At 33.1% G+C, this 15,319-nt stretch carries 15 protein-coding genes; 9 read left to right on the top strand and 6 right to left on the bottom strand.

Annotated features, from left to right (window positions below):
- Window positions 1–19: 19 nt before the first annotated feature.
- On the top strand, window positions 20–844 hold the full coding sequence (locus tag CLU81_RS01105) for a helix-turn-helix domain-containing protein (RefSeq protein WP_099708138.1): 825 nt from the start codon (window positions 20–22) through the stop codon (window positions 842–844).
- 73 nt (window positions 845–917) lie between these two features.
- On the opposite strand, the gene CLU81_RS01110 is transcribed toward CLU81_RS01105, so the two are convergent.
- Window positions 918–1,916 (bottom strand): hypothetical protein, encoded by a 999-nt coding sequence (locus CLU81_RS01110; protein ID WP_099708139.1) that lies wholly within the window; start codon window positions 1,914–1,916, stop codon window positions 918–920.
- Between the two features lie 90 nt (window positions 1,917–2,006).
- Between CLU81_RS01110 and CLU81_RS01115 the strand changes: the two genes are divergently transcribed.
- Window positions 2,007–2,849 carry an AraC family transcriptional regulator gene (locus CLU81_RS01115; protein WP_099708140.1) on the top strand — a complete coding sequence of 281 codons (843 nt, stop codon included), beginning with the start codon at window positions 2,007–2,009 and terminating at the stop codon, window positions 2,847–2,849.
- A gap of 8 nt (window positions 2,850–2,857) precedes the next feature.
- Here the strand turns inward: CLU81_RS01115 and CLU81_RS01120 are convergent, their stop codons facing one another.
- Window positions 2,858–3,346, bottom strand: coding sequence for a MarR family winged helix-turn-helix transcriptional regulator (locus CLU81_RS01120; protein WP_099708141.1), 489 nt, complete (start codon window positions 3,344–3,346; stop codon window positions 2,858–2,860).
- Window positions 3,347–3,348: 2 nt separating this feature from the next.
- On the bottom strand, window positions 3,349–3,840 hold the full coding sequence (locus tag CLU81_RS01125) for a GNAT family N-acetyltransferase (protein WP_099708142.1): 492 nt from the start codon (window positions 3,838–3,840) through the stop codon (window positions 3,349–3,351).
- A 386-nt stretch (window positions 3,841–4,226) separates the two neighbouring features.
- Here CLU81_RS01125 and CLU81_RS01130 point away from each other — a divergent pair, with 386 nt between their 5' ends.
- The 3 genes from CLU81_RS01130 (at window position 4,227) to CLU81_RS01140 (ending at window position 8,593) form a co-directional block, all read left to right on the top strand.
- Entirely contained in the window at window positions 4,227–4,814 is a 588-nt protein-coding gene (locus tag CLU81_RS01130; RefSeq protein ID WP_099708143.1) for a TetR/AcrR family transcriptional regulator, read from the top strand.
- Between the two features lie 146 nt (window positions 4,815–4,960).
- Complete coding sequence (locus CLU81_RS01135) at window positions 4,961–5,773, top strand: SDR family NAD(P)-dependent oxidoreductase (RefSeq protein ID WP_099708144.1); 813 nt, start codon at window positions 4,961–4,963, stop codon at window positions 5,771–5,773.
- Between the two features lie 372 nt (window positions 5,774–6,145).
- Window positions 6,146–8,593 (top strand): sensor histidine kinase, encoded by a 2,448-nt coding sequence (locus CLU81_RS01140; protein ID WP_099708145.1) that lies wholly within the window; start codon window positions 6,146–6,148, stop codon window positions 8,591–8,593.
- 250 nt (window positions 8,594–8,843) lie between these two features.
- On the opposite strand, the gene CLU81_RS01145 is transcribed toward CLU81_RS01140, so the two are convergent.
- Genes CLU81_RS01145 through CLU81_RS01155 form a run of 3 tightly spaced genes read right to left on the bottom strand, consistent with a single transcriptional unit; the run spans window position 8,844 to window position 11,792 of the window.
- The gene (locus CLU81_RS01145) at window positions 8,844–9,689 is read right to left on the bottom strand and encodes an oxidoreductase (RefSeq protein WP_099708146.1); all 846 of its coding nucleotides are present in this window, start codon (window positions 9,687–9,689) and stop codon (window positions 8,844–8,846) included.
- A gap of 45 nt (window positions 9,690–9,734) precedes the next feature.
- A complete protein-coding gene (locus tag CLU81_RS01150) occupies window positions 9,735–10,754 on the bottom strand; it encodes an MBL fold metallo-hydrolase (RefSeq protein WP_099708147.1) in 1,020 nt (339 codons plus the stop codon).
- A gap of 24 nt (window positions 10,755–10,778) precedes the next feature.
- Window positions 10,779–11,792, bottom strand: a complete 1,014-nt coding sequence (locus tag CLU81_RS01155) for an alpha/beta fold hydrolase (RefSeq protein WP_099708148.1) — start codon at window positions 11,790–11,792, stop codon at window positions 10,779–10,781.
- A 488-nt stretch (window positions 11,793–12,280) separates the two neighbouring features.
- On the opposite strand from CLU81_RS01155, the gene CLU81_RS01160 reads away from it, so the two are divergent.
- The 4 genes from CLU81_RS01160 (at window position 12,281) to CLU81_RS01175 (ending at window position 14,956) form a co-directional block, all read left to right on the top strand.
- Window positions 12,281–12,844 carry a Crp/Fnr family transcriptional regulator gene (locus CLU81_RS01160; protein WP_099712632.1) on the top strand — a complete coding sequence of 188 codons (564 nt, stop codon included), beginning with the start codon at window positions 12,281–12,283 and terminating at the stop codon, window positions 12,842–12,844.
- 73 nt (window positions 12,845–12,917) lie between these two features.
- Entirely contained in the window at window positions 12,918–13,244 is a 327-nt protein-coding gene (locus CLU81_RS01165; protein WP_099708149.1) for a multidrug efflux SMR transporter, read from the top strand.
- Between the two features lie 473 nt (window positions 13,245–13,717).
- Window positions 13,718–14,380 carry a 3,4-dihydroxy-2-butanone-4-phosphate synthase gene (gene ribB, locus CLU81_RS01170; protein WP_099712633.1) on the top strand — a complete coding sequence of 221 codons (663 nt, stop codon included), beginning with the start codon at window positions 13,718–13,720 and terminating at the stop codon, window positions 14,378–14,380.
- A gap of 3 nt (window positions 14,381–14,383) precedes the next feature.
- Window positions 14,384–14,956 (top strand): Crp/Fnr family transcriptional regulator, encoded by a 573-nt coding sequence (locus tag CLU81_RS01175; protein WP_199174540.1) that lies wholly within the window; start codon window positions 14,384–14,386, stop codon window positions 14,954–14,956.
- Window positions 14,957–15,319 lie beyond the last annotated feature (363 nt).

Genomic DNA, 15,319 nt, shown 5'->3' on the forward strand with positions numbered 1-15,319 from the left:
CATCTAATTACCGCAAAAAATGGAATACGAAGCAAAATATATAACGCCGGATATTAAGCTTTCTTGTTATGAAGATAAGTTTTTTAAATCGGATATAATGTTTGATCAGCATATGTTGGTTTGGTTTATTTCGGGCGAAACAAAGATTGTGCAAACTGATGGAATTCATATTTTTAAGAAAGGAGATATTTTTCTGATTCCTAGAAATCAACTTGCAACGATTATAAATTATCCAAAAGACGGACAACCTCATAAAACCGTTGTGATGCATTTGTCGACTGAAAAATTAAAAGATTTCTATGCAAATCTGGATATAAAATTAAAAACTAACATACAGCCAAAAATATATTCTTATAACAATCATCCGTTACTCGAAAGTTGTCTTGTGTCCTTGATTCCGTATTTTGAGATGACCACACTTCCTGCAAATATCGCCGACTTGAAAATAACGGAAGCAATAAGTATTCTAAGATCAATAGATCCTGAAATAGATAATATTCTGGGGAATTTTGAAGAACCTGGAAAAATTGATTTGGTTAATTTTATGGAACGTAATTTTATGTTCAACATGCCGCTGGAAAGACTTGGTTATCTTACCGGAAGAAGTTTGTCGACTTTTAATCGCGATTTTAAAAAGTATTTCGACACAACTCCGCAAAAATGGCTGACGAAAAAAAGGCTGGATCTTGCCCATTATCAGCTAAGCAAAAACAAGAAAAAAACAATTGATGTTTGTTATGAAGTTGGTTTTGAGAACTTATCGCATTTCTCTTATGCCTTTAAAAAACAATTTGGTTATACTGCTACAGAATTAATAAGCATCAATAACCAAATCAATATATAAAGCAGTATATAAAGCAATATTATCTATCACGTTATTATTGATTTGGTTAGAAATAATAAATTTTGAATCTTATTTATTTTGGAAAATAACTGCCTTTCAAAACAAGTTTTACAGACCCAATTGCTACTCCTAAAACAACAATATTCGTCAGACAAAAAACAATTAAAGCCAATATCATAACAGCAGAATCGGCGGTTTTTAAAGCAAAAATCGACAAACCTTGCGACAAAGTAGCAATCCCGAAAGTATAAGCCCAATATCCGGGTGCAAAAGCTTGTTCTTTAAGCCATTTTATAGCAAAAGTTATCGAAACAAAAAGAAACAAAGCATATCCCATTAATGCGTAAGTAATTGAAATATTACCGCTTTTACCTGTCAAAACCTGATATGCGACAAATAAAACAACCGCAGGCGCCATATAAATTCCCATAAAATTTCTCGTTTTTGCGCCAAGTCCGCCAACTGTGAGTTGATTTGTAATTACAGAATCCATAATCAACCACGAAATAGTTCCGATTCCGAGAAGTACAAAACCGTAATTTGTATATCCTAACAATCCTGCTGCAAGTGCATTAACCAAAATACTTGCCGTAAAGGTCAAAAACAAAGACGGTGTTGTTTGGTGCGCTTCACGTTCCTGTGTCCATAAACCTGAAAATTTGTAAGCACCATAAATAAGATTTAGAACTGAACCTATCCAAAATAAAGCGATAGCAATCGAATTATCATAAACGTGAACGGCAATTGCGACCAAAATTACAGACTCGGGAATTAATGCCAAAAATGAAGATTGAACAGGATCATTGAATTCACTTACGGCCAACTTTCTATGCTGAATCCATTTGTTGCAATAAAGCGTTAACCACCAAATAAACGAAAGCACAGCGAGCATTTCTAAAATTTCACCAATATAAATTGGCACGTTCCACAATGATGCAGCATTTCTCCATGCATTTCCTGTTTCTGCTAATCCTAATGTCATTGCGAAAAAAGATGCGGGAGCAATTGGCAATGTATTTTTTTGTTTTTCAAATTGTTGTAGTGCGATTTTTTCTTCGATTTTGTCCATCATTAAAATATTAAGTTTAACTTTGAGCAAAATTATACTGATTTAATAAAATATAAATTGTAATATTCTTCGTTAATATAGTAATAAGAGGTTATGATAAAGAATAATATATATCTTCCGTATGAAGTTATTTTTAGCGAAATAACGGAATCACTGCAAACTAAAGTGGGAAATAATTTCTTTGAACTGCTTTATATTGTATCCGGAACCGGAATTCAAACTATTAATCAAAATAGATTATCATATGAACCTGGGCATTTATTTTTAATAACACCTCAAGATTTTCATTCTTTGGAAATAAAGGAAAAAACGACCATTTTTCAATTGCGTTTTACTGATATTTATATCAAAAACGGACCTTTTACTTCTAACAATCTTTACAAACTTGAATATATTTTGCATCATGCGCATCATCAGCCCGGATGTATTTTGAAAAGAATTACAGATAAAAATCTCGTTCATCCCGTTATCGAAGCCATTAGGCATGAATATCACAATCCTACTTTATACAATACCGAACTTATCCAGTTATTAATTAATACTTTGATTGTAATTATTGCCCGAAATATCTCTGAATATCTACCGGAAAATATCAACAAACAATCTGATGGAAAAGCGCATACGTTGTTAGAATATATTCAAACTCATATCTATGAACCTGAAAAACTGAGTGTAACGGTTATGAGCGAGAAGTTTGGAATTTCGGAAACGTATTTAGGAAGGTATTTTAAAAAACAAGCAAACGAAACTTTACAGGATTATATTTCGAAATACCGAATAAAACTGGTAGAAAACAGATTGCTTTATAGTGATTTACGTGTTGGAGAAATTGCAAATGAATTGGGTTTTAATGATGAAAGTCATTTGAATAAAATCTTCAAAAAACACCGCGGCACTACTCCATCAGCTTTTAGAAAAAAGACTTTAAGTGTTTAAACCCTTAATTATTGATTTTCGTTTTCGCTCTTTAATTGTAAAGCTCTTTGCAAAAAACTTTGGTGCAAAATCTTGTTTTCGGCTTCGTCAATTGCTTTAAGTAAATTATTCTGATTGTCTGCAATATCAGAAAGAACTTGTGTCATTACGCCCCAAACAGGTTCCATTTTCAAAATAAGCTCCTGCCCTTTTGTGGTTAGAACAATAAGACGTTTTCGTTCGTCGATTTTATCTTTTTTCGAACGTATCAGTTTTTGCTTTTCCAATTCTTTGAGCAAACTAATAGTCGAAGGATGTGTATAACCGATTTCGTTTGCGATTTCGACAACACTCAAAACTCCTTTGTGATGTAAGGTATAAATAACCGGAAACCATTTAGGCTCAAAATCAATTCCGTACGATTTATAAAACAAAGCACCGTCTTTGCGCAATTGCTCACTGAGACGCTGTAATCGCGTTGAAATGGCTAAAATCCCCGATTCATCAATAATATTCATCCTTATTTTTTTAGTTTTAAATGACAAAATACATTGTCTGCGCTCATTATCGGAAATGCTGTTGGAAGCGATTCTTTCTCAACTGTCACAAAATTGTTTCTTTCGTAAAAACGCAAAGCAGCTTCTAAAATCGATACAGTTCCCAAATATAAATCATCGATTCCATTTTCTTTGCAATAATCGATCAAAGTCTCTAATAATTTCTGTGCAATTGAAAACTCTTTTCCTCGGAATTCCTTTTTTACAAACATTTTTCTGATCGCAGCTTCAGAATCACTGAATTTTACCAAAGCAATTGTACCAACCAATTCTTCATTGATAAAAGCGCCCCAAAAACCTCCGCCGCTAGCATAATAAAAATTGGTAATATTCAATAAATCCGGCTGATCTTCTAATGTAATTGGAACATTAAATTCTTTTTGCTGAATGCTTAAAACTAAATCTACTACAGCATCTGCATATTTATTTTCTATTGGAATAATTATCGGTTTCATATCAAATAAAATTAAAATACAAAACTACGTAGTTAAATACATAAATAAAAATATTTCTTGAAATTTATGATTTTTTTGATAATGCCTGAGCTCGCTAGTTTTTTTCTGTTGCGAAATATGCGCGCAAAGACGCAAAGTCGCAAAGTTTTTTTGTTTCTCGCAGATTTAAAAAAGATTTAAGCAGATACCGCAGATCTTTTTAATGTTTGCCAATAAATATAAAACTTTGCGACTTTGCGTCTTTGCGCGATTAAAACCCACTCTACAAACACAATAACCAAAAAAAAATAAAAGACTTAAAATGTGAAACTTATCATAAAAAATGAAAAACATTTGCATATATGACCAATCGGTCATATATTTGTACTCGATAAATGAAAACTATCATGACAAAGGGAGAAGAAACCAGACAATTCATTATAGAAAAAGCAGCACCAATTTTTAATACAAAAGGGATTGCCGCAACTGCTATGAGTGATATTATGGAGGCTACGAAGTTGTCGAAAGGAAGTATGTATGTTCATTTTGAAAACAAAGACGTTCTTGCCTGCGCTGCAGTTGATCATAATATGAAGGTTTTGGGCGATAAACTTTTACTTGAAATCAGTAAAAGCAAAACGGCAAAAGAGGAACTTTATACTTATATAGATTTCTTTAGTAATGCTGTAAATCCGCCTCTTACTGGAGGGTGTCCTTTATTGAATTTTGGTACAGAAGCCGATGACACCAACCCTATTGTAAAGGAGAAAATAAATAAAGGCTGTAACGCAAATCAGCAATTATTGGAAAATAGTGTCAATAAAGGAATCGCAAACGGAGAATTTAATCCGGAATGGAATGCCGAAGAATTTGCAGTCATAATGTTTGCAATGATGGAAGGCGGTCACTTAATTTCGAGAATGTCAGGCAATAATGATAAGATGAAAATCATCACAAAAAACCTAAAAAAAATTATAGAGGAAAACACACTCTAATTTTTTTTATCATAAAAATGACCTTTCGGTCATATTTATAATAAAAAACAATATCAATTACAAAATTCAATATCAATTATAAACGAATATCAATTACACAAAACATCAATTTACAATTCACAATTAACCATTAACAATTAAATATTATGTCAAAAACAATTTTAATTTCAGGATCAACAAAAGGATTTGGTAGAGCCTGGACAGAAGCATTTTTAGAAAAAGGATACAAGGTAGCTGCAACAGCCAGAAATATTGAATCTCTTAATGATTTGAAGGCAAAATACGGAGACGCAATTTTACCTCTTACGCTTGACGTAAACAACCGCGAAGATTCGTTTGCTGTCGTACGAAAAGTACAAGAACACTTTGGAACTATTGATATCTTAATCAATAATGCTGGTTATGCTTTAAATGGCGCTGTTGAAGAAGCAAGCGAAAAAGAAGCGAGAGCACAATTTGAAACTAATTTCTTTGGTACACTTTGGTTAACTCAAGCTGTTTTACCAATTATGAGAAATCAAAAAAGTGGTCACATTATTCAGGTTTCTTCTATTTTGGGAATCACAACTTTACCAAATTTAGGTCTTTATAATGCTACTAAATTTGCTGTAGAAGGTCTTACTGAAACTCTTTCTCAAGAGGTAAAACAATTTGGAATCAATGTAAGTTTGGTTGAGCCAAATGGTTATGTTACTGATATTTGGGGTAACGGATTCAACAGCGAAAATATTCCTGTTTATGACGGAATTAGAAAAGCAATTGCGGATGGACATGATCCTGATACTTTTGGAAAAACAAGCGCTACTGTACCTGCGATTGTTAAATTGGTTGAAGCCGAAAATCCACCTTTACGTTTATTCTTAGGAAAAGTAGCGTTGCCATTTGCAAAACAAACTTACGAACAAAAAATTGCAACCTGGGAAGAATGGGCTGATGTTTCTGTGGCTGCACACGGATAATTAAATCCTTGTTTTATAACTCTGAAAACTGCGTAGAATTGAATTCTTTTACGCAGTTTTTTTATGCATTTCAATTAAATTTAAAATCCGTTTTATCCGCGTTATTATAAAGACGCTGATTTAACTGATTCGTTAAAGCGAAAACGCGGATCAAAAAAAGGGATTTTTTTTATTCTGATTCTAGAAAAGGAATAGATATTCTGAAAATTCTATATTTAAAACTTACTATTTCTAAAAATAGCCTCTCTTTTGATATCATAATCATAAATTACTTTATCGTTTCAGTTTAATCTTCATAAAATTAACAATCCTTCTCGTTTATTTCTATCTTTGATTCCGGTAAAAGCCAAGATTACAAATACTAAATAAACTATGAAATATTGTTACTGTTTTCTTCTATTGGTTTTTATTTCTGTTCCTTCTTTTGCACAATTACCTTCCTCGACAGCACAATATGATTTAAAGAAAAAGAGAGTCTTGATTCAGCTTTGTTCGATGTTTTTGTATGGAAAAAATCAGGGAAAAATTGATGAAGACAGTTCTGCAGTTTTAGCGGTCAAAGCTTATAATTTACCTCTTTCGCTAAGTTATGATGAAGGTTTTAATGAATCTAAAGAAAATGTTTTACCCGGATCTGAATTTATCGACAAAGGAAATTTCAAAGCTGTAAACCAACTTTTAGAAAATTCAAAAAATACGGATAGAATTAAATTATTGCTTCAGCTTGGAAGTTTTTACCTTTTTAAACCGGGAACAAAACCGCAAGATCTTCAAAATGCTTTTTCGAACATAAAAGAAGCTCTCGAACTTAGTAATAAGCTCAAAATCCAAAAATGGCAAAATCAGAGTTTAATGCTTCTTGGCAAATATTACGCTCAGGCGAATAATCCAATTGAAAGTAAAAACTGTTTTGAAAAAGTTGTCACTCAATGCAAAAAGCAAAACGATCAAAAAGCATTGGCTGATGCATTGGCAAATCAAGCTTTATATCTGCCATACCAAGATCCGCAAAAGGAAATTCTTTTAAATCAAGTTATAAAATTATATACGGATTTAGGTTTAGAAGATAAAAAAATAGAAATGCACATGAGGCTTATCACTGTGCATTATTATACCGGAAATATTAAACTTGCGCTCAAAGAATTTTATCAAAATTTATACTACCAAAGGCAATACGGTTTTAAGCATACACACTTTACCGAAGGTACAATATCCTATGTTGAACTTTTGCGCTACAACACAAAAAGTGCTTTGTATTATGCTCTAAAGAGTGTAAAAACAATGGAAACGATCAATGATTATAATTTTGCCGATATATTTTATCTCCGTTTTGGCAACGTATATCTTACACTTGGTCATTATGAAGAAGCGCTGGATTTGTATAAAAAAAGTGTAGAAGCCGGACATCAAAATATTAATAGTGGTGGTTTTTACAGAAGTTTTGTGAGTCTTGTTGCAGCACTTTTCTCCAGAGGAAAAACGACGGAAGCCGTAGATTATATCAATAATATTGTACTGAAATATCCTCCAACAGATGTTTTTGATAAAATGATCGTTAATAATGTGAGAGCCGTTTGCTACGAACGCTTAAAAAACTACGCGCTGGCAGAAAACTATTTTAAAGAAATGGATCTCAACGCACAAAAACTTACAGGTCCTGAAACGTTGTTTGATGTATTAAATTCGTACTCTTCAATGACTGCTTTTTACGCACACAGACACAGACCTGTGGAAGCTAAATTTTATGCGGACAAGATTCTGACGCTTTCAAAAACTTATAAACGAAATTATACTTCTGAGAATCTGGAGCTTTCTTTGTCTGTAATAGATTCTTTAAATGGCAATTATCAAGGAGCGTTGAAGCATTTTCAGACTTATAAAAAACTAAACGATTCTTTGGTTGATTTTTCAAAAAACAAACAAATCGAAGAACTAAAAATTCAATATGAAACACTGAATAAAGAACAAAAAATCAAGTTTTTGAACAATCAGTCTTCGTTACAAAAAAGTGAATTACAAAAATCAAAACTGCTGAATAATCTTTCGATATGGAGTTTGATTTTATTGTCAATTACAATTGGTTTGCTTTATAACCGTTACCGATTAAAGAAACGAAATCACGCTAAACTGGAGCTTAAAGAGAAAGAAATCAAACTGAAAAACACGAATCTGAGGCATTTATTACATGAAAAAGAATGGCTTTTAAAAGAAATTCATCATCGTGTAAAAAACAATCTTCAAACGGTTATTAGTCTTTTGAATTCACAATCGGCATATCTGGATAATGATATGGCGTTATCAGCGATAAAAAATAGCCAACACAGGATTCATTCAATGTCCTTAATTCATCAGAAACTTTATAATTCTGAGAATATTTCGACGATAAATATGCCTAATTATATTCGGGAATTAATCGAGTATTTAAGAGAATCGTTTAATCTTGGACAAAGAATACGTTTCGAAATCAAAGTAGATCCGTTGGAATTAGATGTTGCACAGGCGATTCCGTTAGGACTTATTTTGAATGAAGCGATTACCAATTCGATCAAATATGCTTTTCCGGATGATCGCAGCGGAATGATTTATGTAACGCTCGAAGAGACCGCAAATAACTACTATTTACTGACAATTCAAGACAATGGAGTTGGAATCGACACTGACTTTTCTTCAAAGAAAATCAACTCTTTTGGTTTAAGTCTGATCAAAGGATTAAGTGCGGATTTGGATGCCAAATTCACAATGGAAAACCATAATGGAACGGTTTTGAAAATCGAATTTTTGGCTGAACTTCCTATTTCTAAAAAAGAGCTGGAAATCTAATGTAAACTCAAATTTTAAACACATAGAAACATAACTTAACAAATCGTATAAGGCGTTTCACTTGAAATAAAACGCATAGCTATGTGTATTAAAACCAAGTGAAACGCCTCTTTTTTAAATAAACAAAAGCTATGTTTCTATGTGTTAAATTATTTTTTATGATATTATATTAAACTAACCACCAATTCCAAAGAATTACCTTTGAAATTGGTGTAATTAGTTCTTATAAAAAACCTTTTATTTTTAGAATTTAAACTTCAAAATCTGTCGAAAAAGTAAACTCTTTATTCGCTTCGATTTCATTTTTTAAAGAATCAATTTTATAATTTGCAAATTGATACGCATCTGATCCTGTTAATAAGTGAAGTGGCGGTTGCGGCCATTTTGTAACTTCAATAATTAATGCCGCTACTTTTTCAGGATCGCCTAATTGTTTTCCCGGAAGATCTTCCTGATGGGAGCGCACTGCATCACGAATTCCTGTGTAAGCCTCAATTGGTTCCGAAGATGTGATCAACGAACTACTGTTTAGAAAATTGGTACGCACATAACCCGGTTCAATAAGCGTTACCTTGATTCCGAAAGGTTTAACCTCTTGCACAAGTGCTTCTGAAATAGCTTCAACCGCAAATTTTGTACTGCAATATACTCCCCAACCGGCGCCGGCAAGTAATCCAAATACGGAAGAAAGATTTATAATATGTCCAAATTTTGCAGCTCTCATATGTGGCAAAATTGCTCTTGTAACGTTTAGCAATCCAAATACATTGACATCAAAATTGGCACGAACTTCTGCATCAGAGCTTTCTTCGATTCCTCCTATTAATCCATATCCGGCATTATTTACCAAATATTCAATGGATTCAAATTTTGCCAAAGTATTTTTTACAGCCTGTTTTACGCTTGATTCGTCAACCAAATTTACTTCAAGCGGAAGAAAGTTCTCCGATGAAATTCCAACTGCTTTTTTAAGCGATTCTGCATTTCTTGCTGTTGCGGCTACGTTATATCCTTGTGCCAATAATTGTTTGACTAAAATGAGTCCAATTCCTTGAGATGTTCCGGTTATAAACCACGTTTTATCTTGATTTTTCATAATCTCTTTATTATGTTTATTATTCCTCATTTACAAAACGGAAACTTATTTTTTCCCATTTTCTTTAATGTCTTTATAAGCATTTGGAACATTGAAATTAAAATGAAGCCAATTAAAAAGTTCATATCCTTTATCAAATTCCTTCATTGTTACGGCAGCTTTTGTCTGCTCTAAAGTGAGACCTTGTTTAACCGAATTTTCGACATTTGTCTTTAATGCCTCGACATAATCAATTGTATATTTTATTCCGGCTTTATTCGTAACACGACCGTGACCTGGAACAACAATATCTTTATCGCCAATCATATTATAAATTTTGTTCAGATTGTTTACGGGTTCTAAAAAATAGCCGTCAAACAACCACGGAATAGTTGGACTTTCGGCGATAAAAGGATTTCCTGCCCACAATACATTTCCCGAAGCCGATTTTAAATACACAAATAAATCTGCCGGAGATTGCGCCGTTCCTACGTTTATAACCTCAACAATATTTCCTTTTCCCATATCAATTTTCATCGTTTCATTGATTGGAATTGTAATATCGGCGGGACGATAAACACTCTCTTCGATTCCTCTTCCTTTACCAAAAAGCATAATCATAAACTGCTTAATATTGTCGTAATTTTTAGAAAGATTGTCTTTGCAGAATTCGTTTTGAATGACAATAGTTTCTTTTGGAAGTAAATAATTTCCAAAGCAATGATCGCCGTGATCACTCGTATTTATGGCGTATACAATTGGTTTATCACTCACGCTTCTGATTAATTTATAAAGTTGGTCGTATAGTCTTTTGCTTAACATGGTTTCGATAAGCAAAACGCCTTTATCTCCAACAATAAATCCTGCCGAAGTCGCTTGTGCAATACCTTTTGAGGTTTCTGCTTCGGCGGTTTCAGGCGCTACTGAATAAACGTTTTCTGCGATTTTATGTAATTTCAAAGTCACTTTATTCGCATCCCAAATCGGGACATGATCCGGCATTGGAAACTGCGCATAAGCGATAGTATTACAAAGGAAAAACAAGATAACAAATGCAAATCCTGAGAGAATGTTTTTAGTTTTCATGATGTTTATTTTATTCGGATAAAGTTATTTTGCAAGGAAAAAAGCCAGTAAATCTTTTTGAACCTGAGCTGTGTTTTCCTGAACTAACCAATGTCCTGAACCTGCGATTTTTGACTCGGTTACATTCTCTGCAACTAATTTTGAATGATCTTTTAAGAATGCTGCTGCAAAATATTCTCCACCCATTGCTAGCAAAGGCATTTTAAGTTTTGTTTTCATAAAGATCAAGTTGTCTTTTCCGTCTTGCGGAAAGTTTCCAAACCATTTAAAACTTGATTTTGCTGCATCTTTTACGGCGTATGCTCTCACAAATTCTGCAGTTTCTTCAGCAGTAAAAGGATCTTTTACGTGTCCAACCATTGGCCAGAAATTCGTCAAAAACTCTTTTTCTTTTCCTTTAACAATATCTCCTGAAGCTGGCCATGCAAAAAATCCAAACCACCATGCAGAAGCCGAAACTTGTGACCAAACTGGCTCAATTCCCGGAAGTAAAGCATCCATTAAAGCTAGTTTTTTTACTTCACTTCCATATTGTGCTGCATACGCATAAGCGACCATTAACCCAATATCGTGACCTGCAAGATTAATATTTGTGTAGCCTAATTTTTTAACCAATTCGTGAATATCGGTTGCCATTGTTTTTTTGTCGTAGCCACCTTCCGGTTTGTCTGACTCTCCTACTCCTCTTAAATCCGGTGCAATAACAGTAAAATGTTTAGAAAGTTCCGGAAGCAGGCGATTCCACATGTACCAGTTTTGACCAAAACCATGAACTAATACTAATGGATCGCCTTTTCCTCCAATTACATAATGAATTTTTACGCCGTTTACCAATGCGGTTTCGTGTTTAAAATTTGCCGGCGGATCTGCTGGTTTCGCAACTGCTGAATCTGCTGTTGCAGTTGATTCTTCGGAAACGGTTTTTATAGGTTCTTCTTTTTTATTGCATGATGCAAATGATAAAAAACTGATTAGTAACAGGCCAAAGATTCCTTTTGAAGCTTTTGACCATACATTTTGGTTAGAAATTGATTTCATGATTTTATATTTAAAAGTTATTAAATGCCTACTAATAGGCTAGAATTGTGCCTAAGACATCAACCCTTTTAAATACAAGGATTTACATATTTTTTAAAAAGCCGAAAAAGTTGTATTTCGTTATCATTTGAAAAACATTGACGATATAACACTAAAATTAAACTCTTCTCACGCAATTACTTTGTCATTTCGCTTAATTCGCGTCATAAAAAATTTAAACACATAGAAACATAGATTTTTTATGCTTAAAAAAGGCGTTTCACTTAGCTTTAACACACATAGCTATGCGTTTTATTCGGAGTGAAACGCCTTATTCAATTTGTTAAGCTATGTTTCTATGTGTTTAAATATTACCCGCAACAGATTATTTTAATTATTACACGGTCAATATTCTTTTATCGATGAATACGGTAAATTTTATAACTTTATCACTCTTTAATAAAGCTTACGAAGCTTTTGACTTAATCTCCGGACAAAACAATCACAAAATGGAAATCGACACAATTCTAGACGAAATATTTAAATTACCGGAAGAATCAAAAAATGCTTTAAAACGAAATATCACTCAGATAAAATATCCAAAAGGACATATTCTTTTAAATGCAGGAAAAGTGGAGTCGAATATCTATTTTATAAAAAAAGGAATCGTTCGGGCTTATGTAAATCAGAATGATAATGAAGTTACTTTTTGGTTTGGAAAGGAAGGTCAAACCGTAATTTCGATGAAAAGCTACACGCAAGACGAAAAAGGATATGAAGATATTGAGCTTCTGGAAGATTGTGAACTTTATGAATTAAAGAAAGAAGACCTTCAGAAACTATTTGATTCTGATATTCATATTGCAAACTGGGGCAGGAAATTTGCCGAAATAGAACTTGTAAAAACGGAAGAACGATTGATTTCGCGTCAATTTAAAAACGCCACAGATCGTTATTTGGAATTGTTAACCAATCATCCTGAATTAATTAGAAGAATTCAATTGGGACATATCGCTTCTTACCTTGGAATTACACAAGTTAGTTTAAGCAGAATTAGAGCCGAGATTAAATAATTTCATTTTTTATCATTTGTTAAATTTTATTTGCTTCAGGAAAGGGAACTTTGCAGCATAAAATTTTAACAATATGAACTGGATTATTCTAATTATTGCGGGACTTTTTGAAGTCTCCTTTGCAACTTGTCTTGGAAAAGCAAAAGAAGCTGTTGGTACAGACGCTTATTTATGGTACACAGGATTCTTTATATCACTAACCGTAAGTATGTTACTGCTTATTAAAGCAACTGAAACTTTGCCTATTGGAACTGCTTATGCGGTCTGGACAGGAATTGGCGCGGTAGGAACGGTATTGATGGGAATCTTTGTTTTTAAGGAACCTGTAGATTTTTGGAGATTGTTTTTTCTTGCGGCATTAGTTGGTTCAATCATTGGTCTTAAAGCTGTTTCTCATTAATAATGCGTATTTTTTTAGTTTTATTTCTTCCGCTTAAGCGGAAATTTTAAAGCTAACTCAAGATATTTATTTAAAGCTCAATTCATCTGAATTGGGCTTTTTTGTTTTTTAACTCTTTATTCTCGAAATGCCGCTTTATTGGTACAATACAAAAACCCGTGGAGTTATAAAAATTAAGGATGTGTTTAACCGCAAAGTTCACAAATTTTTTTATGCATATCGGATTTTATAAAAAACACAAAGTTCGCAAAGCTAGATCAGCACAAAGCTTTGCGAACTTTGTGTTTTCTATTTGCGTAAAGTAAAATTAAATCTTAGCGAACTTTGCGTTTAAAATGGTTATTAAATACAAACTATTTTATGTTTCTCCACAGGTTTTTCTATTGATCCATTTTATTGACCTATGTCAAACTTTTCTATCTAAAACACTTTTAGATTTGCTGTTCAAAAATCTTAATATACTTGAATTAAAAATGATAAGTACAGAAATAAGTCCGTTGACAAAATTTGGAATAACAAGTCAGGAACGTGTAGAAAACGCATTAAAACATCTTCAAAACGGAAAAGGAATACTATTAACAGATGATGAAAACAGAGAAAATGAAGGCGATTTAATTTTTGCAGCACAATATATAAATGTTCCAGATATGGCAATGATGATCAGAGAATGCAGCGGTATTGTTTGTCTTTGTCTCACAAATAAAAAAGCAGATGAGTTGAATTTACCTTATATGGTTAAAGAAAATACGAGTCATTTTCAAACTCCGTTTACAATTACAATTGAAGCCAAAGAAGGCGTTACAACCGGCGTTTCGGCTGCGGATCGAATTACAACTATCAAAACTGCTTGTGCGACAAATGCATTACCTGAAGATTTATCGAGACCAGGACATATTTTTCCTTTGCGTGCTAAAGAAAACGGTGTTCTGGAAAGAAACGGACATACGGAAGGAAGTATTGATTTAATGAAATTAGCAAATTTAAAGCCTGAAGCTGTTCTTTGCGAATTAATGAATCCTGATGGCAGCATGGCTAAACTCGGCAGAATCATTAGCTTTGCAGAAGAAAATGAATTGGTAGTTTTATCTATAGAAGATATTATCTATTACCGCAAATTTGTTAGAGATTATAAATAAACGATGATATACGAGCAACTTGGTAACTTTATAAAAAAGAGAGTTCAGATTTCAGATGCCGATTTAAATACTATTCTTTCTTACTTCAAACCTTTGAAACAAAGTAAAAACGATCTTTTGCTTGCGCACGGTCAGACGAGTCAGAATACTTACTTTGTTGGAAAAGGCTGTTTGAGAATCTATTTTATAAATGAAGACGGAAAAGATGTAACTCGTTATATCGCTTTCGAAAATCAGCTTGCTACGGCATTGGTGAGTTTTATAACAAAATTACCTTCTGCAGAATATATTCAGGTTATAGAAAAATCAGAACTTTTGTATATCAGTCATGATGATTTTAATCATTTGATGAGTATTATTCCGCAATGGAGAGAATTTTATTGTTCTTATTTAGAAAAAGCATACGTTAATAATACTAACCGATTAATGTCATTTACCACAATGGATGCTTTAGAACGATACAATCAATTGCTAAAAATAAATCCGGCGATTGTAAAACGATTGCCTAATAAAGTTGTTGCTTCTTATATTAATATCTCGCAAGAAACTTTAAGCCGATTAAAATCTAAGAATTGAAAATATATTGTAGAGATGAATTTTCTCCACAATCTTGTCATTTCGATCCCGAGGCTTCAGAGGAGAAATCACACGCGAATCTTGACAAAGATTGGCGACAATATAGAACGCGGATGACGCGGATTCGCTTTGCGAAAACGCAGATTAAAACGGATTTTATTAGCTTAATATTGTCATTTCTTGTTCCTTGTAATGACAAATATTGGGGTTACGTTGCGTTTCAACGGATTAAAATCCATCATTGGTCCACAATTGAAACCCAATCTTGTCTTTGCGAGGAACGAAGCAATCTCATTTGCTGAATTCGATTCGTGATTTTTGTTAGTGTGGTTGCTTCGTTCCTCGCAATGACAAATATTGAGG

This window comes from Flavobacterium sp. 9 (assembly GCF_002754195.1).
GTDB lineage: Bacteria > Bacteroidota > Bacteroidia > Flavobacteriales > Flavobacteriaceae > Flavobacterium.